The organism is Hydrogenophaga sp. Root209 (assembly GCF_001428625.1).
Classification (GTDB): domain Bacteria; phylum Pseudomonadota; class Gammaproteobacteria; order Burkholderiales; family Burkholderiaceae_C; genus Hydrogenophaga.
Window position 1 is genome coordinate 53,758 of record NZ_LMIE01000012.1, and the last position, 24,908, is coordinate 78,665.

General features: G+C 68.2%; 23 protein-coding genes and 1 pseudogene. 11 read left to right on the forward strand and 13 right to left on the reverse strand.

Annotation, left to right across the window (positions count from 1 at the left end):
- Position 1: 1 nt before the first annotated feature.
- On the forward strand, positions 2–1,213 hold the full coding sequence (locus ASE11_RS08995) for an FAD-dependent oxidoreductase (protein ID WP_056269415.1): 1,212 nt from the start codon (positions 2–4) through the stop codon (positions 1,211–1,213).
- Here ASE11_RS08995 and ASE11_RS09000 read toward each other — a convergent pair.
- Positions 1,186–1,596, reverse strand: a complete 411-nt coding sequence (locus ASE11_RS09000; protein ID WP_056269418.1) for a low affinity iron permease family protein — start codon at positions 1,594–1,596, stop codon at positions 1,186–1,188. The two genes, ASE11_RS08995 and ASE11_RS09000, sit on opposite strands and share 28 nt — an antisense overlap.
- A gap of 85 nt (positions 1,597–1,681) precedes the next feature.
- Between ASE11_RS09000 and ASE11_RS09005 the strand changes: the two genes are divergently transcribed.
- Positions 1,682–2,515 carry a DUF4399 domain-containing protein gene (locus tag ASE11_RS09005; RefSeq protein WP_056270604.1) on the forward strand — a complete coding sequence of 278 codons (834 nt, stop codon included), beginning with the start codon at positions 1,682–1,684 and terminating at the stop codon, positions 2,513–2,515.
- A gap of 22 nt (positions 2,516–2,537) precedes the next feature.
- On the opposite strand, the gene ASE11_RS09010 is transcribed toward ASE11_RS09005, so the two are convergent.
- Genes ASE11_RS09010 through senB form a run of 4 tightly spaced genes read right to left on the reverse strand, consistent with a single transcriptional unit; the run spans position 2,538 to position 5,708 of the window.
- On the reverse strand, positions 2,538–3,233 hold the full coding sequence (locus ASE11_RS09010) for a haloacid dehalogenase type II (RefSeq protein WP_056269421.1): 696 nt from the start codon (positions 3,231–3,233) through the stop codon (positions 2,538–2,540).
- Positions 3,230–3,613, reverse strand: a complete 384-nt coding sequence (locus ASE11_RS09015; RefSeq protein WP_056269424.1) for a RidA family protein — start codon at positions 3,611–3,613, stop codon at positions 3,230–3,232. Before ASE11_RS09015 ends, ASE11_RS09010 begins: the two co-directional genes overlap by 4 nt.
- Before the next feature lie 3 nt (positions 3,614–3,616).
- Positions 3,617–4,690 carry a selenide, water dikinase SelD gene (gene selD, locus ASE11_RS09020; protein ID WP_056269426.1) on the reverse strand — a complete coding sequence of 358 codons (1,074 nt, stop codon included), beginning with the start codon at positions 4,688–4,690 and terminating at the stop codon, positions 3,617–3,619.
- A 49-nt stretch (positions 4,691–4,739) separates the two neighbouring features.
- Positions 4,740–5,708 carry a selenoneine biosynthesis selenosugar synthase SenB gene (gene senB, locus ASE11_RS09025; protein WP_056269428.1) on the reverse strand — a complete coding sequence of 323 codons (969 nt, stop codon included), beginning with the start codon at positions 5,706–5,708 and terminating at the stop codon, positions 4,740–4,742.
- Here senB and senA point away from each other — a divergent pair.
- Positions 5,707–6,900 (forward strand): selenoneine synthase SenA, encoded by a 1,194-nt coding sequence (senA, locus tag ASE11_RS09030; protein ID WP_056269430.1) that lies wholly within the window; start codon positions 5,707–5,709, stop codon positions 6,898–6,900. The genes senB and senA overlap by 2 nt on opposite strands.
- A 3-nt stretch (positions 6,901–6,903) precedes the next feature.
- Here senA and ASE11_RS09035 read toward each other — a convergent pair whose 3' ends face one another.
- Positions 6,904–7,698, reverse strand: coding sequence for an AraC family transcriptional regulator (locus ASE11_RS09035; protein WP_056269432.1), 795 nt, complete (start codon positions 7,696–7,698; stop codon positions 6,904–6,906).
- Between the two features lie 96 nt (positions 7,699–7,794).
- Here ASE11_RS09035 and ASE11_RS09040 point away from each other — a divergent pair, with 96 nt between their 5' ends.
- Positions 7,795–8,742: a DMT family transporter gene (locus tag ASE11_RS09040; RefSeq protein ID WP_056269435.1), complete on the forward strand. Its 948-nt coding sequence runs from the start codon at positions 7,795–7,797 to the stop codon at positions 8,740–8,742.
- A gap of 129 nt (positions 8,743–8,871) precedes the next feature.
- A complete protein-coding gene (locus ASE11_RS09045) occupies positions 8,872–11,901 on the forward strand; it encodes a PAS domain-containing sensor histidine kinase (RefSeq protein WP_162258036.1) in 3,030 nt (1,009 codons plus the stop codon).
- A gap of 6 nt (positions 11,902–11,907) precedes the next feature.
- Here ASE11_RS09045 and egtD read toward each other — a convergent pair whose 3' ends face one another.
- The gene (egtD, locus tag ASE11_RS09050; RefSeq protein WP_056269440.1) at positions 11,908–12,909 is read right to left on the reverse strand and encodes an L-histidine N(alpha)-methyltransferase; all 1,002 of its coding nucleotides are present in this window, start codon (positions 12,907–12,909) and stop codon (positions 11,908–11,910) included.
- Positions 12,910–13,066: 157 nt separating this feature from the next.
- Here egtD and ASE11_RS09055 point away from each other — a divergent pair, with 157 nt between their 5' ends.
- The 4 genes from ASE11_RS09055 to phnE all read left to right on the forward strand — a co-directional run bounded on the left by ASE11_RS09055 (position 13,067) and on the right by phnE (position 16,527).
- On the forward strand, positions 13,067–13,927 hold the full coding sequence (locus tag ASE11_RS09055) for a putative selenate ABC transporter substrate-binding protein (RefSeq protein WP_056269442.1): 861 nt from the start codon (positions 13,067–13,069) through the stop codon (positions 13,925–13,927).
- A gap of 16 nt (positions 13,928–13,943) precedes the next feature.
- Complete coding sequence (locus ASE11_RS09060) at positions 13,944–14,780, forward strand: phosphonate ABC transporter ATP-binding protein (RefSeq protein WP_056269444.1); 837 nt, start codon at positions 13,944–13,946, stop codon at positions 14,778–14,780.
- Between the two features lie 2 nt (positions 14,781–14,782).
- The gene (locus ASE11_RS09065) at positions 14,783–15,625 is read left to right on the forward strand and encodes a PhnE/PtxC family ABC transporter permease (RefSeq protein ID WP_056269445.1); all 843 of its coding nucleotides are present in this window, start codon (positions 14,783–14,785) and stop codon (positions 15,623–15,625) included.
- Between the two features lie 110 nt (positions 15,626–15,735).
- The gene (phnE, locus tag ASE11_RS09070; protein WP_056269448.1) at positions 15,736–16,527 is read left to right on the forward strand and encodes a phosphonate ABC transporter, permease protein PhnE; all 792 of its coding nucleotides are present in this window, start codon (positions 15,736–15,738) and stop codon (positions 16,525–16,527) included.
- A 31-nt stretch (positions 16,528–16,558) separates the two neighbouring features.
- Here the strand turns inward: phnE and egtB are convergent, their stop codons facing one another.
- From egtB to ASE11_RS09100, 6 genes are all read right to left on the reverse strand, one after another.
- Positions 16,559–17,929: an ergothioneine biosynthesis protein EgtB gene (gene egtB, locus ASE11_RS09075; RefSeq protein WP_082585640.1), complete on the reverse strand. Its 1,371-nt coding sequence runs from the start codon at positions 17,927–17,929 to the stop codon at positions 16,559–16,561.
- Between the two features lie 10 nt (positions 17,930–17,939).
- Positions 17,940–19,058 carry a PQQ-dependent sugar dehydrogenase gene (locus ASE11_RS09080; RefSeq protein ID WP_056269450.1) on the reverse strand — a complete coding sequence of 373 codons (1,119 nt, stop codon included), beginning with the start codon at positions 19,056–19,058 and terminating at the stop codon, positions 17,940–17,942.
- 86 nt (positions 19,059–19,144) lie between these two features.
- Positions 19,145–19,645 carry an NnrU family protein gene (locus ASE11_RS09085; RefSeq protein ID WP_321166261.1) on the reverse strand — a complete coding sequence of 167 codons (501 nt, stop codon included), beginning with the start codon at positions 19,643–19,645 and terminating at the stop codon, positions 19,145–19,147.
- A 161-nt stretch (positions 19,646–19,806) separates the two neighbouring features.
- Entirely contained in the window at positions 19,807–20,760 is a 954-nt protein-coding gene (locus tag ASE11_RS09090) for a DMT family transporter (RefSeq protein WP_156406285.1), read from the reverse strand.
- A complete protein-coding gene (locus ASE11_RS09095; RefSeq protein ID WP_056269452.1) occupies positions 20,754–22,226 on the reverse strand; it encodes an aldehyde dehydrogenase (NADP(+)) in 1,473 nt (490 codons plus the stop codon). The genes ASE11_RS09090 and ASE11_RS09095 overlap by 7 nt, the downstream gene beginning before the upstream one ends.
- The gene (locus ASE11_RS09100) at positions 22,223–22,993 is read right to left on the reverse strand and encodes a FadR/GntR family transcriptional regulator (RefSeq protein WP_082585641.1); all 771 of its coding nucleotides are present in this window, start codon (positions 22,991–22,993) and stop codon (positions 22,223–22,225) included. The genes ASE11_RS09095 and ASE11_RS09100 overlap by 4 nt, the downstream gene beginning before the upstream one ends.
- A 167-nt stretch (positions 22,994–23,160) precedes the next feature.
- On the opposite strand from ASE11_RS09100, the gene ASE11_RS09105 reads away from it, so the two are divergent.
- Together ASE11_RS09105 and ASE11_RS09110 are read left to right on the forward strand one after the other, a co-directional pair.
- The gene (locus tag ASE11_RS09105) at positions 23,161–23,970 is read left to right on the forward strand and encodes an NAD-dependent epimerase/dehydratase family protein (protein WP_056269454.1); all 810 of its coding nucleotides are present in this window, start codon (positions 23,161–23,163) and stop codon (positions 23,968–23,970) included.
- A 5-nt stretch (positions 23,971–23,975) separates the two neighbouring features.
- Positions 23,976–24,863: pseudogene (locus ASE11_RS09110) on the forward strand (SMP-30/gluconolactonase/LRE family protein); the annotation flags it as partial.
- Positions 24,864–24,908: the final 45 nt, after the last annotated feature.

Sequence of the window (24,908 nt, forward strand, 5' to 3'; positions counted from 1 at the left end):
CATGCACCACGGCATCAAGAAACTCCTCCTGCTCGGCGCCGGCCATGCCCATGTGCATGTGCTCGCCAGCCTGGCGCAACACCGCCCTGCCGATCTGGACGTGACGGTGCTCACGCCCTACGCCTACCAGACCTACAGCGGCATGACGCCCGGCTACGTGGCGGGCCACTACACCGAGGCCGACTGCCGCATCGAACTGGAGCCGCTGGTGCGCGCGGCCGCAGCGCGCTGGGTGCAGGGGCGCTGCACCGGGATCGATCCGGTGGGCAACACGGTGAGCGTGGCGGCGGCCGGCGGCGCGCAAGGCGTGCCCGCCACGCTGGGCTTTGATGCGCTGTCCATCGACACCGGCGCGGTGATCGACCGCGCGCGCCTGGAAGCCGACATGCCGGGCGCGGCCACCCACGCACTCGCCGTGCGCCCCATCGAAGCCTTCGCCCAGCTCTGGCCTCAGGTGCTGGCACTCGCGCAGCAAAAGCCGGTGTCGCTCGCGGTGGTGGGCGCGGGCGCGGCGGGCATCGAACTCATCTTCGCCGCCGAGCAGGGCATTCGCCAGCAGGGCATGCCGGGCGCGCGCTTCACGCTCATCACCGGTGGCCCGGAAGTCGCCGACAACTACCGTCCCTCGGTGCAACGCAAGGTGCTGCGTCAGTTGAAGCAGCGCGGCATCACGGTGTTGCGCGAAACGTGCGTGGGCATTGGCGCCGGCGAGGTGATGCTGGGCAACGGCGCGCGGCTGGCCTGCGACGTGCCGCTGCTGGCCATCGGCACCCACGCACCGCCCTGGCTGCAGGGCGGCGGTCTGGCCTTGTCGGCATCCGGGCAGGTGCTGGTCAATGCATTCCAGCAAAGTACCAGCCACCCCCATGTGTTCGCCGCGGGCGATGTGGCCAGCCGGGCCGATGGGCCACACGCCAGAAGCGGCGTCTACGCGGTGCGCGCCGGCCCGCCGCTGGCGCACAACCTGCTGGCGTTTCACCAGCGCAAGCCCTTGAAGCCGCACCAGCCGCCCACGAACACGCTCAACCTGCTGTCGTGCGGCACCGGCCACGCCATCGCGAGCTACGGTCCGCTGAGCCTGGAGGGCGCCTGGGCCTGGCGCTGGAAGGACCGCATCGACCGGGGCTTCATCGAACGCTACCGATTGAACCCCACCCCCCGAAAGCCGGGCGCTGGCCCCGGCGCTCAGGCCTCGGGCGAACCGGTGTCCTGATCGCCGCGCTCCAGATCTTTTCGGGCCTCGCTGGCCAGCAACTGGTAGCGCCGTCGGAATTCGTCCAGGTTGTCCTGCTCCAGCTCTTCGAGGTCCAGCAGCGCGTTGTGCGCGCCCCGGGTGGCGCGGATCAACTCATCGATCTTGATCTGCAAGGCTTCGGAATCGCGGTTCTGCGTGTTCTGGATCAGGAACACCATGAGAAAGGTGACGATGGTGGTGCCGGTGTTGATCACCAGCTGCCAGGTGTCGCTGAAGCCGAACAAGGGCCCGGTGACCAACCAGACCACGATCACCGCGGCGGCGAGCGCAAACGTCTTGGGTCGTCCGCTCATTCGGGCGATGCTCTTCGCAAAGTTTGAATACCAGGCCCGATTGTTCATGTTGAAATTTCTCCTGTAACGTGTGGGCGGCCCCGCCGCCACCCGCAGCATTCTTCACCGCTTTGTCACCCGACCATACAACGCCATGTCCACTTCCCTGCACCGACTCGCGATCTCACTTCTGTCGAGCACGACCTTCCTGATCTCCCTCTCTGCCCATGCGCAGCCCGCCGCTGCACGGCCCGCCATCGCAGCGGGCACGCCGAAGGTACATCCGTGGCAGGCGGCTCCTCCCAGGTTGACGGCCGAGGCCTACTTCACCAACCTCAAGGACGGGGACCAGATCGAGACGCCGTTCGTGGCGAAGTTCGGCCTCACGGGCGGCTGGGGGCTGGCGCCCATCGCGCAGCCGGGCCGCGCCCGCAGCGGCCACCACCACCTGCTGGTCAACCGCGACCTGCCCTTGAATTTCAAGGAAGCCCTCCCGTTCAACGACCAGTACATCCACTTCGGCAAGGGCCAGATGGAAACCGTGCTCACGCTGGAGCCGGGCACCTACACGCTGCGCATGCTGCTGGCCGACCAGAAACACCTGCCTCACTTCGTCTTCAGCAAGCCGACGCGCATCACGGTGACGCGCAAGACCGGCGTTGACCCCAAGACCCTGTCGGTCAAGGGCCTGTCCATCGGGCTGGACCGCTCCACGCTCAGAAACCCGATGCGCGTGCAGTTCCATGCGTCGGCGCTCGAAGTGGCACACCGCTCGCAAGGCATCGCAGGCACCGGGCATTTCCGCCTGACCGTGACGCCCGAAGGCAACCGGGGCACGCCCGCCGTGCTCGAGTTTCCAGAAGGCCAGACCGAGGTCTGGCTGGCACCCCCCGCCGGCAACTACTCGCTTCAGCTGGATCTGATGGACAACCTGAACCCCGGCAAGACGCTGATCGAGCCGGCGCACGCGACGGCGCGCGTCGAGTGATCCAACGGCGCCGAGCGCGCCTTCAGCAGCCCAATTGTTCGGCCAGGTGCACCAGGCTGCGGGCGTGGAAGGTGTTGGCCGCATCGGGCGACACGTCCTTGGGGTTCTTCGGCCCGAATTCCAGCGCCCGCTCGATGTAGGCCGTGCGCAGGCCGCAGTTCCTGGCCGCCGCGAGGTCTTCCTGATGGGCGGCCACCAGCATCACATCGTGCGGCTCCACGTCAAACACCCGAGCCACGCCGAGGTAGGTGGCCGGGTCGGGTTTGTAGGCCCGAAACACCTCGGCCGAGAGCACGCAATCCCACGGCAGGCCCCCGCGCTTGGCCATGTTCGTGAGCAGGCCGATGTTGCCGTTGGACAGGCTGCAGATGGTGTGTCGGGCCTTCAGGCGCGTGAGCCCGGCCACCGTATCGGGCCATGGGTCCAGCCGGTGCCAGACCTTGTTGAGGTGCTGCTTCTGCGCTTCGGTGAGCGACGTCAGACCGAACGTGGGCAACAGGTCGTCGAGGATCAGGCGGTGCAGATCGTCGATCAGCGTCCAGCCCAGTTCGCCCGAGCGCACCCGTTGCATGGCCGGCTGGTAGCCCGCGCGCCAGGCGAGCGCAAAGGCATCGGCATCCACCTGCGGATACAGCGCCGCCACCTCGCGCACGATGCTGCCGTGCCAGTCGACCACCGTACCGAAGATGTCGAAGGCGAGGATGGGGGCGGGGGTCATGGGTGCCTCATGGCCGTGACCTCGATCTCGATCTTCATGCGCGGATCGAGCAGGCCGGCGGTGATCATCATGGCCGCCGGGCGTGCCGCGCCCAGGTGTTTGCGCAGCACCGGCCAGCAGGCTTCGAAGTCGGCACCCACGGGCAGCACGTAGTTCACGCGCACCACGTCGTCCAGGCTGGAGCCCGCCTGCTTGAGCGCGGCCGCGATGTTCTGCATGCACTGCTCGGTCTGCTCCACCACATCATCTGAAATGGTCATGGTGGTGTAGTCGAAACCCGTGGTGCCGGAGACGAACACCCAGTCACCGGCGACCACGGCGCGCGAATAGCCGATCTGCTCTTCAAACGGCGAGCCGGAGCTGATGCGTTGTCGCTCCATGGCTCAGCGCACTTCCAGGCGCACGCCTTCGGCGGCGGGCGCCACGATCTCTCCGATGTCGGCCGCGCCGGCAAAACCATGCTTCTCGAAGATCGCCAGCACCGCGTCCACCGCTTCGGGTGCGCAGGCCACCAGCAGGCCGCCGCTGGTCTGCGGATCGGACAACAGGGCCTGGTCCACCGGCTGCAGGCTGCTCGCCAGCCGCACCTCGTGGCCGTAGGCGGCCCAGTTGCGACCCGAGGCACCGGTGACCATGCCGGCGGCGGCGAGTTCGCGCACGCCCACGATCAGCGGCACGCGGGCCATGTCGATGCGCACGGTGGTGTTGGAGCCGCGCGCCATTTCCATCACGTGGCCGGCCAGGCCGAAACCTGTGATGTCGGTGAGCGCATGCACGCCGTCCAGCGCGGCCAGATCGGGGCCGGGGGTGTTGAGCTGGGTGGTGTTGGCGATCATCTGCGCGTAACCCTCAGCGCTCAGCGCGTCCTTCTTCAAGGCGGCCGAGAGCACACCCACGCCGATCGGCTTGCCCAGGATCAGGCGGTCCCCCACCTTCGCGTCGGCGTTGCGCTTGACGCGTTTGGGATGCACAAGGCCCAGGGCCACCAAGCCGTAGATGGGCTCGACCGAGTCGATGGTGTGACCGCCCGCGATCGGGATTCCGGCGGCACGGCACACGTCCTGCCCGCCTTCCAGGATCTTGCCGATGGTCTCGGTGGACAACACGTTGATGGGCATGCCCACCAGTGCCAGGGCCATGATGGGCGTGCCACCCATGGCGTACACATCGCTGATGGCGTTGGTCGCGGCGATGCGGCCGAAGTCGTACGGGTCGTCGACGATGGGCATGAAAAAATCGGTGGTGGCAATCAACGCCTGCTCGTCGTTGAGCTGGTACACAGCCGCGTCGTCGGCCGTCTCGATGCCGACCAGCAACTCCTTGGGCATCGGCATGGCGGCCGTGCCTTTGAGAATTTCGCTGAGCACGCCGGGCGCGATCTTGCAGCCGCAACCGCCCCCGTGCGAGAGGCTGGTGAGGCGGGGCTGGGTGGCGGCGGTGGGGGTGGGTGCGTTCATGGGTGTCTCCAGAGAGAAGGGAAATCGGTGCTGATGCGGTGCGCAGGGCTCAGCGCAATTCGTGCAACAGGGTCAGCAGGGCGGCCTGCTCGATGCGCGGATCGAACAGCGGCGCCCGGGCCTCACATTGTGCGTGCAGGGCGGCCAGCTTGCCAGCCGGCTCGCCCATGCCCGCACGGCAGGCGCGCAAGGCCTGCACCAGCGCGGGCACATCGCCCGGGGGGAAGTAGCCGCCGTAGTCGGCGCCCAGCATGCCCACGTTGCCGTCGATGCGCGAGGCCAGCACGGGCGTGCCACCGAGCACGGCCTCCATCAGCACATGGGCCCCGCCCTCCATGCGGCTGGTGTGCACCAGCAGGTGGGCGCGCTGCATGCGCGAGCGGGTGGCGCCATGCGACAGGCCGCCGAGCCAGCGGTAGTGCGGGCAGGCCTGCGCGGTCGCTCGGGCGGCCTCGCCCAGCGCGGGGTCGATCGCGGCACCGATGTGGTCGATGCGAATGCCCTCGTCGGCGCGCAGCAGGCGCGCCGCTTCAAACAGGGTCTGCGGCCATTTTTCGTCGCGCAGATGGCCCACCATCACCGCCCGCAGGTGCGCCGTGGTCTTGGCCAGCGTCTGGCGGCGCGTGCCCGACTGGAACACCACCCGGCACTTGCCCCGCAGCGCCTCGGGCAGCGCCAGCGGCCCTCGCTCCTGCAGCACGATGAGCCGGTGCGCCAGGGCCAGCGAGCGCTGGGCACTCGCGTCCGTCGCGATGTCGCGGTAGAGGTCGGTGCCGGTCAGCGCCAGCACCAGCGGGCCATGGGGATGCGCCTGGGCCCAGGCGGCCACCGACGCGGCCGAGCGTCGCGCGTGCAGGGCCAGCAATACATCTCCCTCATCGCCCTCGGACCACGCCTGCGCCACCCTCACCCGATAATCGTCCGAGAGCATGCGCGCCCAGCGGCGTGCGGTCTGCCAGTTGCCGTTGTTGGCTTCGGCCACGGCCGGCGTGACGATGCAGAGAGAAGGTTTTTTCATGGATGTGAACGGATCGTTGATTGTGTGCGATGCACCTGCGGGCGAGCTGTCCCCCGCGGACATGGCCCGCCACGCCGGCCGGGCAACGCTGGCCCGCGCGCTGGAGGACGCGCGCGAGCGCACGCTGCGACAGTTCGCGGCGCTGCAGGCGGCGCTCGGCCCCGACCTGGGCGTGCCCTGCACGCCCGAGCTCAACCCGCCGCGGTGGGAGCTCGGTCACATCGGCTGGTTTGCCGACTGGTGGATCGCTCGCAACCCGCAGGTCGGAAGCGGCGCGCAGGCGGACCCGCTCGTGGCCCGCAGCGCTGCGCGCCAGGGCCTGCGCGGCATCGACGCCGATGCGCTGTACGACTCCAGCGCCGTGCCACACGACCGGCGCTGGCAGCTGGACCTGCCGGGCGCCCACGCCACACGAGCCGACCTCTCGGCCAGCCTGGACCAGACACTGGCGCTGCTGCGCGACGCACCCGATGACGACACCGGCCTCTACTTCTTCCGCCTCGCCTTGTTCCACGAAGACATGCACGCCGAGGCGGGCGTGTACATGGCGCAGACGCTGGGCATCGACCTGGGTCATTCGCCTTCGGTGGTGCACACCCAACCCGCCGAGGCCCACGTGCCGGCCACCCCCTGGACCCTGGGATGGGCGGGTCCGGGCTTCGCGTTCGACAACGAACTCGGCGCCCACACCGTGGATGTGGCCACCTTCGAGATCGACACCTGCGCAGTGAGCTGGGCGCGCTACCTGCCGATGGTGGACGCCGGCCTGGCCGCCGTGCCGCGTTACCTGCGGCGCACCGCCGGCGGGTGGCAGGTGCAGCGCTTCGGCACCTGGCAAGCGCTGGACCTGCAGGCCCCGGCCTGCCACCTCAGCGCGCTGGAAGCACAGGCCTGGTGCCGCTGGGCCGGGCGGCGCCTGCCGACCGAAGCCGAGTGGGAAGCGGCGGCGCACACGGTGCCCGGCTTCGCCTGGGGCGAGGTGTGGGAATGGACCGCCAGCGCCTTCGCCCCCTTCCCCGGTTTCACGCCCCACCCCTACCTGGATTACTCGCAGCCCTGGTTCGATGGCCGCCCGGTGCTCAAGGGCGCCAGCACCGCCACCCACCCCCGCCTGCGCCACCCCAGGTACCGCAACTACTTCCCTGCTGAGCGCACCGACATCTTTGCAGGCTTTCGCAGCGTGCGCGCCTGAGCCTCATCGACCCTTGCGGTACCCATCGGGTGTTTCGCCGGTCAGTCGGCGGAACATCGCGATGAAGGCCGAGGTGGATGCGTAGCCCAGGTCCTGGGCGATGTGCTCCACCTTCTCCCCGGCTTTCAGCCGGGCCATGGCCTTCACCGTGCGCAGCCGCTGCCGCCATTCGGCCAGCGTCATGCCCAGCTGACTCTGGCAGCGCCGCATGAGCGTGCGTTCGGTGGTGTGCACGAAGGCCGCCCACTCGGCCACCGACCGCGAATCACCGGGCGCCGCTTCCAGCGCCCGCAGCACGGGCGCCAGCAGCGGGTCATCCGAGGCGGGCAGGTAGCTGCCGGTGACCGGGGCCGCCTCCAGCTGGTCCAGCACCACCTGCAGCAGCCGATCGTGCGGGGCGCCGTGCGCCAGCACAGGCGGTGTCTGCCGCAGGTGCTCCAGCAAGCCGTGCAGCAAGGGGCTGACGGTGAGTGCGCACACCTGGGCCGGCATGCGGTCCGCCCGCTCGGGCACCACGTAGACCGAACAGAAGGAAGCCTCCTGGCGGTTCATGCCGGTGTGGTCCACGTCCGGCGGCAACCACAGGCCGTATGGCGGCGGAATCAGGTAGTGCTCGGTGGCGAGCTGCACCTCCATCACGCCGCTGAAGGCGTAGACGAACTCACCCCAGTGGTGGCGGTGGTGCGGGTACGCCGCGTCGGCGGGCATCTGCGCCGCGCGGAAGACGATTTCTCCGGGCAGTGCGTCGGTGAATGGTGCGGTCTGCAAATGTTTGGCGGGGATTCGGGCGCGGGGCATTTTGACGGTCCGGGGGGATGGTTTGTCTGATTTTCGTTATCTGCCGCGCAGCAGTCAAACGGACAATCACCCTCCGATCAACCCGCGATTGCAGATGTGGACACCCGACAAGCCCTCGACGCCCGAGCCATCGGCCTCATGGTCGTGCTCTGCCTCACCTGGAGCCTGCAGCAGATCGCGCTGAAGGCAACCGCACATGACTTCTCGCCCATCCTGCAGATCGCGGTGCGTTCGGGCATCGCGGCGGCCCTGGTGGGTCTGCTGATGTGGCGCCAGGGCGAAGGCTCGCTGCTGGCCGGTGGCGCCTGGAAACCCGGCGCGGTGGCCGGTGCCTTGTTCGGCCTGGAATTCCTGCTGGTGGGCGAAGGGCTGGGCCACACCTCGGCCGCCCACATGGTGGTGTTTCTCTACACCGCGCCGATCTTCGCGGCCCTGGGTCTGCAGTGGAAGCTGCCCTCCGAACGGCTGGCGCCAGCGCAATGGCTGGGCATCCTGATGGCCTTTGCGGGCATTGCCATTGCCTTCCTGCTGCGCGACACACAGGGCCACCAGGACTGGTCGCGCATGCTCTGGGGCGACCTGCTGGGTCTGCTGGGTGGGGTGGCCTGGGGCGCCACCACGGTGGTCATCCGCACCACGCGCCTGAGCGGTCTGCCGGCCACGCAGATCCTGCTCTACCAACTGTTCGGCGCCTTCGCGCTGCTGCTGCCGGCGGCCTTCTTGATGGGGCACACCACCTTCAACCCCACGCCCATGGTCTGGGCCACTCTGGCGTTCCAGTCGGTGGTGGTGGCGTTTGTCAGTTTCCTGGTCTGGTTCTGGTTGATGCGCCACTACCTCGCCTCGCGGCTGGGTGTGTTGTCGTTCCTCACGCCCTTGTTCGGCGTGGTGCTGGGGGCCTGGCTGTTGAACGAACCCATCGAGTCCGGCTTCCTCGCGGGCGCGCTGCTGGTGCTGGCCGGGGTGGTGCTGGTGAGTGGCCACGCCTGGTTCGGCCAGCTGTGGCGGCGCTTGTGCGCCGGACCCCTCGGCGCGCGACAGTGAGGAACTTGACGAACCGCCCCGGCGCCTGAGAGGACACGGCGCCAGCGGGCGCGCCGCACGCATGGCGGGCGAGGGACAGGGTTTGTCTGCTCCTTGACATTCCCGCCATTGGCGTCCGAAATGGCATCCATGCAAACAGCGCAGCTCAGCAGCAACGCGGAAGAGCAACTGCACAGGAACCAGTTGCTGCTGAAGATGGCTGGGCGGGCCGCGCGCCTGGGTGGCTGGACGTTCGCCGTCGAGTCACAAACGCTGGTGTGGTCCGACGAAATCTGCGAGATCCACGACAGACCCGCTGGCTACCAGCCAGCACTGGACGAAGGCATTGGCTACTACCTGCCCGAGTACCGCGACGCGATCACGCGCACCGTCGAGCGCTGCCTGAGCGAGGGCGCGCCGTTCGACTTCGAGGCCGAACTGACCACGGCCACCCAACGCAGGATCTGGGTGCGCGCCGTCGGCGAGGCCATGCGGGACACCGGCGGCCAGATCATCGGCTTTCAGGGCGCGCTGCAGGACATCACGGGCTTGCGGCTCCACGAACTCGAGCGACATGCGCTGGCAACCAAGCTCAGCGCCACGCTGCAGAACATGTCCGACGCCTTCTTCACACTGGACAGGGACTGGCACATCACCTTCGTCAACGAAGAGATGACGCGAACGGTGAACAGAAGGCGCGAGGACCTGTTGCACAAGCGGCTGTGGGACGTCTTCCCGGGCATGGAGAACAGCCTTTTCCACAAGAGCTTCCAGCGCGCCGTCGAAACGGGAAAGGTGGCCACCGAAGTCGGGTTCTATGAACCGCTGGGCAAGTGGTTCGAGTTGCGCTCGCACCCGACCGAGGACGGCGTGGCGGTGTATTTTCAGGACGTCACGCAAAAGCGCCGGGACGACGAACAACTGCGCTTGCTGCAGGCCTGCGTGGAGCGCATGAACGACATCATCGTGGTCACCGATGCAGAGGCCGTGGGAGGACTGTGGCCCAGGGTGCTCTATGTCAACCAGGCCTTCGAGCGACACACCGGCTACCGGCCGCACGAGATCATCGGCAAGACACCGCGCATCCTGCAGGGCCCCCGCACGCAGCGCGACGTGCTCGACCGCATCCGCGCCAGCCTGAAGCGCTGGGAGCCGGTGCGCGAGGAGATCCTCAATTACACGAAGAGCGGCGAGGAGATCTGGCTGGAGCTCGACATCGTTCCCATTGCCGACGCCGCCGGCCGGTACACGCACTGGATTTCGATCGAACGCAACATCACCGAACGCAAGCGAGCCGCCGAGGCACTGCGCCAGAAGGACAACTTGCTGAAGGTCGGCGGCCGGGTGGGCAAGATCGGTGGCTGGACGGCCGTGCCATCGGTCAACGCCGTGGAGTGGTCCGACGAGATCTACCTCATGCTGGACTGGCCCCGTGCCTCACCACCCACCCTGGGCGAATTCCTGTCCGTCTTCTCCTCCGAGTCGCGCGCGTCGTTCAAGGCAGCGCTGGACGCATGCGTTGCGCGCGGCACGAGCTTTGATCGCGAGTTTCAGATCACCACCTGCGCGGGCGAGCTGAAATGGGTGCGCGTGGCCGCGGAGCCCGCCCTGGCCGAGGGCGGGCGGGTGAACAGCGTGCACGGCGCGCTGCAGGACACCACGTCGATGAAGCAGGTGGAGGAACGCCTGCGGGAGCAGGCCGCGCTGCTCGACAAGGCCCAGGACGCCATCTGGGTGCTCAACCTGGACGGTACCGTGGCGTTCTGGAACCGCAGCGCCGAACGCATCTACGGCTGGACGGCGGAGGAGGCCCGCCGCCGGTCTGCGCGAGAACTGCTGTTCAACAACCCCAATGTGTACGACCGATGCCAACAGACGGTGATGGAGGAAGGGGAATGGGTGGGCGAGATCGAGCACAAGACCCAGGACGGCAGACACCTGCTGCTGGTCTCGCGCTGGACCCTGGTGAGGGACGAAGCGGGCCAGCCCCGCTCCGTCCTGGCCATCAACACCGACGTGACGCACCAGAAGCTGCTGGAGCAGCAGTTCCTGCGTGCGCAGCGCATGGAGAGCATCGGCACGCTGGCCGGGGGCATTGCCCACGACCTGAACAATGTGCTGGCGCCGATCATGATGTCGATCGAGCTGCTCAAGGACTCCCTGCCCAACCCGGACGACCAGGCGGTGCTCAAGACCATCGAGGTGAGTGCGCGACGCGGCGCCGACATGATCAGGCAGGTGCTGTCGTTCGCCCGCGGCGTCGAGGGCAAACGGCACGAGGTGAGAATCCGCGACGTGCTGCGCGACCTCGACCAGATCCTGAGAGAGACCATCTCCAAGAACATCTCCATCGTCTCCACGGTCGCGCCCGACCTGTGGCAGGTGCAGGCCGACCCGACGCAACTGCAGCAGGTGCTGATGAACCTGTGCGTCAATGCCCGCGACTCGATGCCCAACGGTGGGCGCATCGCGATCTCGGCCGAGAACATGACGGTGGATGCGCACTACGCCGCCATGAACATCGAGTCGCGTGTGGGCGCCTACGTGAAGATCGAGGTCGAGGACAACGGCGCCGGCATCCCGCCGGACATCCAGGACCGTGTCTTCGACCCGTTCTTCACCACCAAGCCGGTGGGCGAAGGCACGGGTCTGGGGCTGGCCACCACACTGGCCATCGTCAAGAGTCACGGGGGGTTCGTGCGTCTGTACAGCGAGGTGGACAAAGGCACGCGCTTTCGCATCTACCTGCCCGCCAATCCAGACGCCACCAGCACCCAGATCGGTGACGCGAAGCCCGCCGTGCCACGGGGCAACGGCGAACTGATCATGGTGGTGGACGACGAGGCCGCCATCCGGCAGGTCACGCGCCAGACCCTGGAGGCCTATGGCTACCGGGTGATCGTGGCATCCAACGGCGCGGAGGCGGTGGCCCTGTATGCGCAGGACATCCAGGGCATCGACCTGGTGCTGACCGACATGATGATGCCCGTGATGGACGGCCCGGCGACCATCCAGGCGCTGCGGCAGATCAACCCCTTGGTCAAGCTCATCGGCGCCAGCGGCATCTCCCAGAACGGCAAGGTCGCCCGGGCATCCGGTTTGGGCCTCGACCACTTCCTGCCCAAGCCCTACACCGCCGAAGTCATGCTCCGGCTGATCGACACGGTGCTCAAAGGCTAGGCCTGTTCAGGCCGGCGCCCAGAACACGCTGAACCAGCCTTGGGCGTCGCTCCAATGGCGCGCCCGACCGAAGCCGGCGTCCTGCAACAAAGCCTCGAAGGCCTCGGGCTGCCACTTGTACGAACTCTCGGTGTGCAGACGCTCACCCTGCGCAAACATCCGCTCCCCGTCGGGCCAGCGCACAGTCTGCTGCGCAGTGGCTTCCAGGTGCATTTCAATGCGCGAAAGCCTGGCGTTGAACAAGCCCACGTGTCGCCAGGCGGTCGGCGCGAAATCGGCGCCGAGCACGCGGTTCACGTTGAGCAGGAGGTTGCGGTTGAAAGCAGCGGTGACACCCAGCGCGTCGTCGTAAGCGGGCTCCAGCACAGCCTGGGGTTTGACGCGGTCCACGCCGATCAGCAGGCCCCCGCCTTGGCCACCCGAGCGGCACACCGCATGCGCCTGCTTGAGCAAGGCGAGCGCCTCTTTCGGGTTGAAATTGCCGATGCTCGAGCCCGGGTAGAACACCACGCGAGGCGCCTGCGCCGCAGGCCCGTCGGCCAGCCAGTCGGCCACGTCGGCGCCGAGCGCGAAGCGGCTTGAGAAATCCATGCCCAGGCCGAGCATGGCCAGCGCTGGATGTTGCTTCTGCAGTTGCTGCAAGGTGTCGCGCAGGTAGTCCACCGAAATGTCGATGGCCACATAGGCAGCCGGACGCAGCACCGGAAACAAGCGCGCGGCCTTGGCGCAGCTGCCGGCGCCCAGGTCGAGCAGGATCGAGCCACCGGGCACCACGCGCGCCATGTCGGCGCCGTGCTGCTGAAAGATCGCCGCTTCGGTGCGCGTGGGGTAGTACTCGGGCAGCTCGGTGATGGCATCGAACAGGCGCGAGCCCAGCGCGTCGTACAGGAACTTCGGCGCAATGTTCGCTGGCGTCTCCAGCAGGCCGGCCACGAGCTCGGCACGCATCGCTGCGCGGTCCTCGTGGTGGAGCTGGATGAAGGGTGGGGTCTGGGTCTGAAGGGGCATGGAGACTTTCGAGATCGGTCTTTATAGCGGAGGTGTGTTTCAAAGTCTGCGCGGCGACCCGGTTTCTTACAGGGTCTTGCAAAACTGACGGCCACTGCCAGGTTGAAGCAGGTCAGGTCTAATACGCCCTCCCCAATCCCTCTTCATCGGATTCATCATGTTCACAAACACCTCTCGCACCCTGCGCGCACTCTTCACCTGCGCCGTGCTGTCCCTCACCGCCGCCGCGCACGCGCAAGCCGTGTTTCGCGTCACCGCGATCCCCGACGAATCACCCACCGAACTGGCCCGCAAGGCCGCTCCGCTGGTGAAACACCTCGAAACCACGCTCGGCATGAAGGTGGAGTTCACGCCTGTGTCCGACTACGCGGCGGCCGTGGAAGCGCTGGTCAACAAGAAGGTTGACCTGGCCTGGTTCGGCGGCTTCACATTCGTGCAAGCCAATGCACGCTCAGGCGGCAAGATCATTCCGCTGGTGCAACGCGAGGAGGACGAGCAGTTCAAGTCGGTGTTCATCACCAGCGAACCCGGCATCAAGACGCTCGCGGACCTCAAGGGCAAGGATGTGAGTTTCGGCTCGCAGAGCAGCACCTCGGGCCACCTCATGCCACGCAGCTTCCTGCTGCAAGCCGGTGTGGACCCGGACAAGGATTTCAAGCGCGTGGCCTTCAGCGGGGCACACGACGCCACCATCGCGGCCGTGGCCTCGGGCAAGGTGCAGGCTGGCGCACTCAACATCTCGGTGTGGGAACGCTTCGTGGCGGACAAGAAGGTCGACACGACCAAGGTCCGCGTGTTCTACACGACCCCGCCGTATTTCGACTACAACTGGTCGGTGCACGCCGACATGCCGGCGGCCACGCGCGAGAAGTTGACGCGGGCCTTCCTGTCGCTGAACAAGAACACACCCGAAGGCAAGGACATCCTGGATCTGCAGCGCGCCACCCGCTTCGTGCCCACCAAGCCCGAGAACTACAAAGGCATCGAGGCTGCAGCACGCAGCGCCAGCCTGCTCTGATCGCAAGGCCGCCCGGTTGAACATCGAACTGCAAGGCGTCTCGGCACGCCACCCTGCGGCGCGTGCGGGCCACGCGCCCGCGCTGCGCTCGCTCGATGTGCGGATCGCCTCGGGCGAGCAGGTGGCCGTGATCGGACCTTCGGGCGCGGGCAAGACCACGCTGCTGCAGGTCATGGCCTGTGCACTGCCGCCCGCGACTGGCCACTTGCGGCTGGACGGCCGCGACCCCTGGGCGCTGCCGCGCGCCGCGCTGCAGCGCCAGCGCGGCCAGTTGTTTCTGGCGCCGCAGGTGCCGCCGTTGCCGCCGCGTCAGCGGGTGGTCACGGCGGTGTTGGCGGCCCGCCTGCCTTCCATGGGTCTGCTGGCCAGCCTGCGCTCGCTTTTCTACCCCGACGACATTCCGGCCGCGTTCGACGCGCTGGACCACTTTGATCTGGCCGACAAGCTCTTCGAGCGTGTCGACCGGCTCTCGGGCGGCGAACGCCAGCGCGTGGGTCTGGCGCGGGCGCTGCTCGCACCGGCCAAGGTGTGGCTGATCGACGAACCGCTGTCGGCGCTCGACCCCACCCGTTCAAAACAGGCCGTGGCCACGCTGCTGGACGGTGCCCGCGAGCGCGGCGCGACGCTGGTGGCCACGCTGCACCAGGTGGATGTGGCGCTGGCCCATTTCCCGCGCATCGTCGGCCTGCGCGACGGCCAGCTGGCCTTTGATCTGCCGGCCGCCGAGGTCACCCAGGAACGGCTGGCGCGCCTGTACGACCAGTTCGAACATGAACTGCGCGGCGAGGTGCCGGCGGTGGTGGTGAACACCCCACCGCCCGCGCCGCAGCCCGCAGTGATGCACTGCCGTTGAGCATGAGCGCAGCGGCGACTTCTTTGCGCAGCGCCCCCACGCGCGACCCAGCTTGGTTGTCCCGCGTGTTCTGGCTCTGCCTGGGCGCCGTGCTGCTGTGGCCGCTCATGGTGGCCACCGAGTTCAAGCCCTGGATCGTTCTGGAGCCCGAGAACCTCAAGATCAGCCGCCAGTTCATCGCCACCTTCTGGCCATTGGTGGTCAACGCGGAGTTCTTGAGCATGATCGCCCGCGAAACCTGGCGCACCGTGGCCATGGCCACCGCCGGCGTCACGCTCGCGCTCGCGGTGGCGATCCCGCTGGCCTTGATGTCGGTGCGCCTGCTCTCGGTCTCGGCGCTGTCGGGCCGCATGGCGCGCGGGCCGTTCTGGTTCCGGCAGTCGGTGCGCTGGTTGTTGATCCTGCTGCGCAGCGTGCCCGAGCTGGTGTGGGCGCTGGTGTTTGTGCGCGTGGTCGGCCTGGGGCCCACGGCCGGCGTGCTGGCCATCGCCCTCACCTACGGCGGCATGCTGGGCAAGGTGTACGGAGAGATTCTGGAGAGCGGTGAAACACACGCCACAGAGGCCCTGCTGCGCAACGGCAGCTCACGCCTGCAGGCGTTCTTTTACGGCCTGCTGCCGACCAACGCGGCCGAGCTCACCAGCTACACCGTGTACCGATGGGAATGCGCGATCCGCTCGTCGGTGGTGCTCGGTTTCGTGGGTGCCGGTGGCCTGGGCCAGCAACTCGACAACTCCATGAAGATGTTCAACGGCGGTGAAGTCGCCACCATGTTGCTGGTGTTCGTGCTGCTGGTGGCGCTGGCGGACCGGGTGAGTTCGTGGTTACGAGAGGCGTTGGGATGACCGACGAGCAGCGCCGGGCCGCCCCAAGCCGCGAGAGCCCCCCCGGGGGGCAGCGCAGTACACGCAGTGACAAGCGTGGGGGTCATCCTGCCGCCAACCCACCCTACAAATTGCCTCCGCGTTTGTTCGACGCGCGCTGCAAGGCCTGCTGGTTCACGGCCGGGCTGTTCGTGCTGGTGGTCGCCAGCTTCGCTTCGCTGGATCTGCAATGGGGTCAGTTCCTCTCGCTGGAGGCGGTGCGCAGCATGGGCCGCTTCGTGGCCGAATTTTTCCCGCCCGACCTCTCGCCGGTGTTCCTGAAGAAAGTCGCCATCGGCGCCTGGGAAACGCTGGCCATGTCGGCGCTGGGCACGGCGCTGGCCGCCGCAGCCGGCCTGGCGCTGGCCCTGCCCGCCAGCCGCCTGCACGAGGCCGACGCAGCCTGGGCCAGAGTCCCCACACGCTGGTTGCTCAACGCGTTGCGCAGCATCCCCGAGCTGGTGTGGGCCGCGCTGCTGCTCATCTCGGCCGGCCTGGGCCCGTTTGCCGGCACGCTGGCGCTGGCCTTTCACACCACCGGTGTGCTGGGCCGCCTGTTTGCCGAAGCGATCGAAAACGCACCGCCCGGCCCCGGCGAGGCGCTGCGCGTGCAGGGCGTGGGCAATGGCCGCGTGTTCCTCTACGCGACGCTGCCGCAGGTGCTGCCCCAGCTCATGAGCTACACGCTGTACCGCTGGGAAAACAACATCCGCGCTGCTGCGGTGCTTGGCGTGGTGGGCGCGGGCGGCCTGGGCCAGCTGCTGGCCTTTCACATGGGCCTGTTCCAGATGAACAAGACCGCGACCATCCTGGGCGCCATGCTGCTGATGGTGGCGGTGGTGGATGCGTCCAGCCATGGCGCGCGGCGGCTGCTCACGCGGTGAGTGATCCGGCGCCGGGCCGCCCCAAGCCGGATCAGCCCCCTCGGGGGGCAGCGACCCGCGCAGCGGCTGAGCGTGGGGGCGATGACTTGGCGAGCCTGAGCCCGCTGAACTGCCAGCGCGCATCGGTTGGAAAGAAATTGCGGTAGCTCGCGCGGATGTGCGAGGCCGGCGTGGCGCACGACCCGCCGCGCAGCACGGTCTGGTTGACCATGAACTTGCCGTTGTACTCACCCACCGCGCCCTCGGCGACCTGGTAGCCCGGATAGGCGCTGTAGCTGCTCGCGGTCCATTCCCACACGTCGCCAAACATCTGCGTCAATCCGTCGCCCGCCGCGCGCGCAGGCATGGGGTGCAGGGCGCCGGCATCCCGCAGGTTGCCTTGCACCGGCAAGGTGGCCGCAGCGGCTTCCCACTCGGCTTCGGTGGGCAGGCGGGCACCGGCTTGGTCGGTGTGCGTGGCCGCGCTCCAGCGGGCAAAGGCGTCGGCCTCGAAGTAGCTCACGTGCACCACCGGCGTGTGCGGGTCCAACGGCATCTCGCCGTGCAGGGTGAACACGGTGGGCAAGGCGTTGGCGTCTTCTGGCAGGGTCCAGTAGAGCGGCGCCTGCACGCCTTGCGCGCGCACCCAGTCCCACCCGGCTGACAGCCACCACAGAGGATCGGCATAACCACCATCGCGCACGAAATCCAGCCACTCGCCGTGCGTCACCAGGCGGTTCATCAGCGCATGCGGCTCCAGCCACTGCCGGTGGCGCGGTGTTTCGTTGTCGAAGGCAAAACCTTCGCCGCGGTGGCCGATGTCGAGCAAGCCACTTTCGCAAGCGACCCAGCGCGCGGGCACGGGCGAGACCGACACCAGCGGCCAGGCACGCTGGTAGGCCGGGCGCAGCGGGTTGATGGAGAGCAGGTGCTTGATGTCGGTGAGCAGCAACTCCTGGTGCTGCTGCTCGTGGTGCAGGCCCATCTCGATCAGGCGCAAGGCGGTGGCGTCGTCCGTGCGCTGGATCAGCCGCGCGATGCGTTCGTCCACCTGTTCGCGCCAACGCCACACCTCGGCCAGATCGGGCCGCGTGACCAGCCCGCGCTGGGGCCGCGAAAACTGTTCGCCCACGCCGTTGTAGTAGCTGTTGTAGAGCACGCGAAAGGCCGGATTGAAGGGCTTGAAGTCGGGTTCGAAGGGTTCGAGCACGAAGGTCTCGAAGAACCACGTCACGTGGGCGAGATGCCATTTCGCGGGGCTGGCGTCGGGCATCGACTGGGCCTGGCAGTCTTCCGGCGACAGCGGCGCCGTGAGCGCGCGCGACTGATCGCGCACCGCCTGGTACTGCCGTGCCAGCGCCGCACGATCCGCATCGGGGCGCACGCCCGCCGCTGCAACAGGCTGGGGTGAATGTTGTCGCATGGGTGGCCTTTCAGCGCCCGGGCAGCAGGCGCAACAGCTGGCCGTTTCGGTCGTCGGTCAGCAGGTAGATGAAGCCGTCGGGTCCCTGGCGCACGTCGCGCACGCGCTGGTTGAGGTCGGGCAGCAGTTTCTCTTCGCGCACCACGCGCTCGCCTTCAATGACCAGACGCGAAAGGTAACGGAACTTGAGCGATCCCGCCAGCAGGCTGCCCTGCCAGGCCTTGCCGTAGCGCTCGCTTGTCACAAAGGCCAGCCCGGAGGGCGCGATCGACGGTGTCCACTGGTGCAAGGGCTGCTCCATACCGGGCTTGCGGGTGATGCCCTCGCCAATGGCACCGCCGCCGTAGTTCTCGCCAAAGGTGATGACGGGCCAGCCGTGGTTCTTGCCGGCCTGCGGGCGGTTGATCTCGTCACCGCCTTGCGGGCCATGCTCCGAGGTCCAGAGCCTGCCGTCGGGCGCCAGCGCGGCGCCTTGCAGGTTGCGGTGGCCGAAGCTCCAGATTTCGGGCAGGGCACCCGCGCGACCCACGAAGGGGTTGTCCGGGTGGGCGCCGCCGGTGGCGCGCACGCGCACCACCTTGCCGTGGTGGTTGTCCAGCGTCTGCGCGTCGTTCATGCGCGAGAAGCGGTCACCCAGGGTCAGAAACAGGCTGCCGTCAGTGGCCTGCACGATGCGGCAACCGAAGTGCGACCGGCTGCTCACCTTCGGCGCCTGGCTGAAGATCACCTTCACCTCCTCCAGGCGCGCCGCGTCGCTGGACAGTTTGGCCGAGGCCAGGGCGGTCGAGTTGCCACCGCCGCTGGCCGCGGGCTCCGAATAACAGAAATAAACCGTGCGGTTGCTGGCGAATTCCCGGTCGGTGATCACGTCGAGCAGGCCACCCTGCCCGCCGGCGTCCACCGGGGGCAGACCCGCCAGTGGTGCGCCCAGGCGCCCGTCAGCCCCCACCACACGCATGCGCCCGGGCCGTTCGGTCACGAGCATGCGGCCATCTCCGATGAAGGCCACACCCCAGGGGTTCTGCAGACCACTGGCCACCACCTCGGTGGTGGCGGCTTGGGCAACAGCGGGCGGCAAACTGCCCAGGGACAACACCGCCACCAGGGGCAGTGCAAACAAACGGGTCATGGGGCTCTCCAGGGTGGGTGCGGCGGACTCAACGCCATTGGTGCGGCCGGACGCCCCAGGGTTCCCGGGGCAAGCGCGGTGCCTGCTCAGCCGAAGGGCCGCACGCCGATGAGCCAGGCGTGTGCCCAGACCACAAACAGCCCATAGATGGCCAGGCCGCCGACCAGCGCGATCGCATCATTCGCCTTGCTGCCCGGCAGCACCGGGCCGGGGCGCAGCAAACCGGCGGCGGCACGCTTCTTCACCGAGATGCGGTCAATCACGGCCCAGGCGAGGAAACCACCAAAGAGCAGCACGTCGGCCAGCGTGCCGTTGGCCAGGAGGTGGGCCAGCGCCCACAGCTTCACCGCCAGCAGCATGGGGTGTTTGGCGGCACGCTGGATGCGCCCGGGCAAATACGCTGCGAGCAGCAGCACGAACACCGGAAGCATCAACACGGCCGCCAGGTGGCGAAACCCGTTGGGCGAGGTGTAGAGCAACACCGGCGCTTCGCGCGCCGCGCCGTAGCCGATGACGATGAGCACGAAGCCGGCCAGCGAGACCAGCGAGTACAGGCCCTTCCACGGCCCTTCGCCCAGTTGTTTCACCAGCCGGTGTCGCCCGCCGAGTGCACACCGAGAAACAACACCAGACCCAGGATCAGCAACAGCATGAAGGCACTCCCCGCGCCGTCGGTGGTGGACCATCCGGCCATCCGTGCGCATGGCGGCACTGTAGCCCCGATGAGGCCCGCCCGCGCAGGGCGGGGTCAAGCGGACGTGGGAGAGGTTCGCGGTGCTGCGGTCACGAGCCAGATGCCACCGCACACCAGCAGCAGGGCCACGGCGTTGCGCCAGGCCAGGATCTCTTCGCCCAGGAACAGCGCGGAGAGCAAGGCGCCAAACACCGGGATGAGGAAGTTGAACACCGACACCATGCCCACGCGGTTGTGCTTGAGCAGCGCGGCCCACAGCGCGAACGCCACGGCCGAAAGAATGGCCATGTAGAGCAGCAACGACGCTGCCGCCACCCCCATGCCCCGCAACTCGCCGCCCGTGGCATGCCCCACCAGCGACAAGGCCAGGCCACCGATGGCCAGCTGATAGCCGGTCATGACCATGGCGTCGATCTGCTGCGACAGGCGTTTGCCGAAGATGCTGGCGGCCGAGAGCACGAAGGCCGCGATCACGATGAAGCCGTCGCCCAACAGGGTGAACTCCGCGTCCAGCTCATGAGCGCCGCGCAGGTTCACCGCCATCACGCCCACAAAGCCCACCAGGCAACCCAGCGCCTTGCGCCGGTTGAGGCGGTCGTTGTGGAAGATGAAATGCGCCAGCAACACGCTGAAGAAGGTGCCCGTGGCGTTGAAGATGGAGGCCCTCACGCCGGTGGTGTGCGCCAGGCCGACGTAGAAGAACACGTACTGCAGCGAGGTCTGCGCCAGGCCCAGCAGGCCGATGCGGCCGAGGTCACCGCGCGAGAGCGCGAGCACTGGCCGCCCCATGGCCCGCGCCATGGCCAGCAGCAGCAGGCCCGCGAGCACGAAGCGCCAGCCAGCGAACACCAGTTGCGAGGCGGTGTCGTCGCGGCCGATGGCCAGCAGCGCGTAGCCGCTCTTGATGGCCGGGTAGGCGCTGCCCCAGAGCAGGCAACACAGCGTGGCCAGCAGGACCACGTTGCGCGGGCGGGTGAAGAAGGCAGCGCCGCTGACGCCGCTCAGCACGGTCTGCCTTGGCGCGCGAGCAGCCAGGCCGGTGCGTCCTGCAGGCTCACCGGGCGCAGGAAACGCGCCAGCGCGGCGTCGCCCACCGAGGTGGTCATGGGCGCGGTGGACGCGGGCCAGGGGCCGCCGTGCTGCTGCGCGGCCGTGACCGCCACACCCGTGGGCACGCCGGCAAACAACACGCGACCGGCAATGGCCATGGCTCCGCGCACCAGCGCGCGTGTCTCCTCCGATTCCGACTCGGCGCCCCAGATCGTCACGGTGAGGCTGCCGCCCACGGCGGCCAGCACCGCCAGCACCTCGGCGTGCGAGGCCGCGCGCACGACCAGGCTGGAGGGGCCGAACACCTCGTCGTGCAGCGCACTCTGCCGCAGGAACTGCGCGGCACTCACCTGCAGCAGCTGCGGGCCGGGCGCCTGCGCGCTGCCGGCTTGCTGCACCAGTGGCTGCGCGCCGTGCTCGACGAAACGCGCCACACCCGCGTCGAATGCGCGGCGCATGCCGGAGGTGAGCATGGCGTGCGGCTGTTGCGCGGCAAGCGCGGTGCCGAGCTGCGCCACGAAGGCGTCGGCGTCGGCGCCGTCGATCAGCACGATCAGGCCGGGGTTGGTGCAGAACTGGCCACAGCCCTGCACGATGGAGCCGGCCAAGGTGGTGGCCAGCTCGGCGCCCCTGGCTTGCAGCGCGGCGGGCAAGGCCACCACCGGGTTGATGGAGCCGAGTTCGCCGTAAAACGGGATCGGGCGTGGGCGGGCATTCGCTTCGGCCTGCAGCGCCGCACCGCCGCGCGTGGAACCGGTGAAGGCGCCGGCGGCGATCAGCGGGTGGCGCACCAGTGCCACGCCCACCTCCACCCCCGCGCCCTGCACCAGACCCACCAGCCCGGCCGGCAGACCTTGCGCCTGCAGCACGTTCTGGATCAGGCCGAACACGCGCTGCGACAACTGCGGGTGGCCCGGATGCGCCTTCACCACGACCGTGCAACCAGCGGCCAGGGCCGCGGCGGTGTCGCCACCCAGGACCGAGAAAGCGAACGGAAAGTTGCTGGCCGCGAACATGGCCACCGGACCCAGCGGCACGCGCTGAAGCACCATGGCCGGGTGGCCCACGGGCGGTGCGCCGGCCACGGCCGGGTCGTCCAGGCGCTCGAAGGGCACACCCCGCGTGGCGATGTCGGCGAAGCGGCGCAACTGAAACGCGGTGCGGTCGAGCTCGCCGTTGAGGCGCGCAGTGCCCAGCGCTGTCTCCACATCGGCCAGCGCCACCAGCGCTTCGCGATCGGATTCCAGCGCAGCGGCGAGCGCGTTCAAGAGCTCGGCGCGCTGCGCGCCGGTGCTGCTGCCCCAGGTGCCGAATGCGGCGGCGGCGGCCTGGGCGGCGGTGTCGATGTCGGTGGGCGATGAGTTCTGAAGGGCTTGGCCGTTGGGTGCGCCGGTGCGCGCGTCGAAAGATTGCAGCAAGGTCATGGGGTCGTGTCAGGTTGTGCGCGGCGCAAGCGTTCGCGGCTGTTGGAGAGATGGGTGCGCATCGCCATGCGCGCTGCATCGGCGTCGCGCTGGCGTATTGCGTTGAAGATGTTCTGGTGTTCGGTGTGCACGCGCTGCAGATAGGCCAGCCGGCCTTCGGGCGCGCTGCTCGCGGTGTTGATGCGGGTGCGCGGAATGATCATGGTGCCGAGGTAGGTCATGAGGTCGGCGAAGTGGCGGTTGCCGGTGGCGCGCGCCACCTCCATGTGGAACTGGAAGTCCGAGGGCACGGCGTCGGACGACTCGGCGATCGAGGCCTCGAAGGCCGCAAGCGCGGCAGCCATGTTCTGCAGGTGGCTGTCATCGCGGCGCTGAGCCGCCAGGCTGGCCGCTTCGCTCTCCAGGCTGATGCGCAGCTCCAGCAGCGAGATCACGTCGGACACGGTGGCGAAGTCTTCCGGTGCGATGCGGAAGTTGCTCTGCTCCTGCGGCGCCATCACGAAGGTGCCGATGCCGTGCCGCGTCTCCACCAGACCCGAGGCCTGCAGCCTCGAAATGGCCTCGCGCACCACCGTGCGGCTGACCTCGAAACGCCCCATCAGCTCGGACTCGGTGGGCAGCTTGTCGCCGGTCTGCAGACGGCCTTCGCGCATGTCGGCGGCCAGGGTGTCGACGATCTCGGGCACCAGGCCGCGAGGGCGGCGCGGGCGCGTTGCCACGGCTTCGATCGCGACCGCTTCGGCACCTAGGGTTTTCACGGAGAGCATTGTTTTTTCCTTGACACCCCATCGCAGGGTTCACACAATTCGCCCAGTTGTCTGACAACCGACAACAGACAACACAAGATGTGCGGACTGTAGCAAAGCACTTGCGATAAGTCCAAGCTCTTCGAAAAAATGCCCCCGAAAAACGTCAGACCAGACCGCCGAGCCCCATGGAAAACACGCTGAAAACCCACCACCGCTTGCTGCTCACCGGCGCCGCCGGCGGCTTGGGCACCGCGCTGCGCGAGCGCCTCAAGGGCAACTGCGAGGTGCTGCGCCTCTCCGACAAAGCCGGCCTGGGTGCGGCGCAGAGCGGCGAAGAAACCGTGCGGGCCGATCTGTCCAGCGCCGACGAAGTCGACGCCATGGTGGCCGGCTGCAACGCCATCGTGCACATGGGTGGCATCTCGGTGGAGGCGCCGTTTGCGTCCATCCTGCAGGCCAACATCGTGGGCGCCTACAACCTCTATGAGGCCGCTCGCAAACACGGCGTGAGGCGCGTCGTGTTCGCCAGCTCCAACCACGTGACCGGTTTCTACAAGCAAAGCGAGACCATCCACGCCGACCACCCGGCGCGGCCCGATGGCTTCTACGGCCTGAGCAAGGCCTTCGGCGAGGACCTCGCGCGCCTCTACTTCGACCGCCACGGGATCGAGACCGCCTGCGTTCGCATCGGCTCCTCGTTCCCCGAACCCAAAGACCGCCGCATGCTCGCCACCTGGCTGAGCTTCGACGATCTGCACCGCCTCATCACCGCCTGCCTGAGCACACCGGTGCTCGGCCACAGCATCGTCTTTGGCATGTCCAACAACGCCGTGACCTGGTGGGACAACAGCCGTGCGCGCCACGTGGGCTTTGTCGCGAAAGACACCTCCGACGTGTTCCGCGAAGCGGTGTTCGCCCGCACCAGCGCGCCGGATCTGAGCGACCCGGCTGCCATTTATCAGGGCGGCGGCTTCGTCAAGGCCGGCCCGTTTTGAACGCCATGAACGCCACCGCTGAACTGCTGATCGATGCGCGCAACGGTGTGGGCGAAAGCCCCGTCTGGGACGCGCAGCGCCAGTGCCTGTTCTGGGTCGACATCCCGGGCCGTGCGCTGTGGTGCTGGAACGCCGCCAGCGGCCAGTCGCGCCAGTGGCCCACGCCCGAGATGACGGGCTGCATCGCACTGGCCGTGGGCAGCGAGACCACACCGCACGGGCGCTGGGTCGCGGCGATGGAAACCGGCGTGGCCGTGCTGACACCCCATGCCGATGGCAGCCTCACGCACGAAGCGCTGGCCAGCGTGCAGCATCCGCAAGACGGCATGCGTTTCAACGACGGTCGCTGCGACCGCCAGGGCCGGCTGCGCGCCGGCACCATGGTGATGGACATGTCGCTCGCCGCCGCGGCAGGCAGCCTGTACGCGCTGGAAGGCGGCCAGCTGCGCGCGCTGCAGGGCGGCTTCATCACCCCCAACGGCATGGCCTTCAGCCCCGACGGGAAGACGATGTACCTCTCGGACTCGCACCCCGACGTGCAGACCGTCTGGGCCTTCGACTACGACACCGACACCGGCACACCGGGCAAGCAGCGCGTGTTCATCGACATGAAGCCCCTGCCCGGCCGGCCCGATGGCGCGGCCGTCGACGAAGACGGCGGCTACTGGATCTGCGGCAACGACGCCGGCCTGGTGCACCGCTTCACGCCCGATGGCCGGCTCGACCGCTCGCTCGCCGTGCCGGTGAAAAAACCCGCGATGTGCGCCTTTGGCGGCAGCGGGCTCGACACCTTGTTCGTCACCTCCATCCGACCGGGTGGCGATCTGTCCGACCAGCCGTTGGCTGGTGGCGTCTTTGCACTGCGTCCAGGCGTGAGGGGCCTGGACGAGCCGCGCGGAGACAACATGAAGACCCAACGTCGATCGATCCTGAGCCTG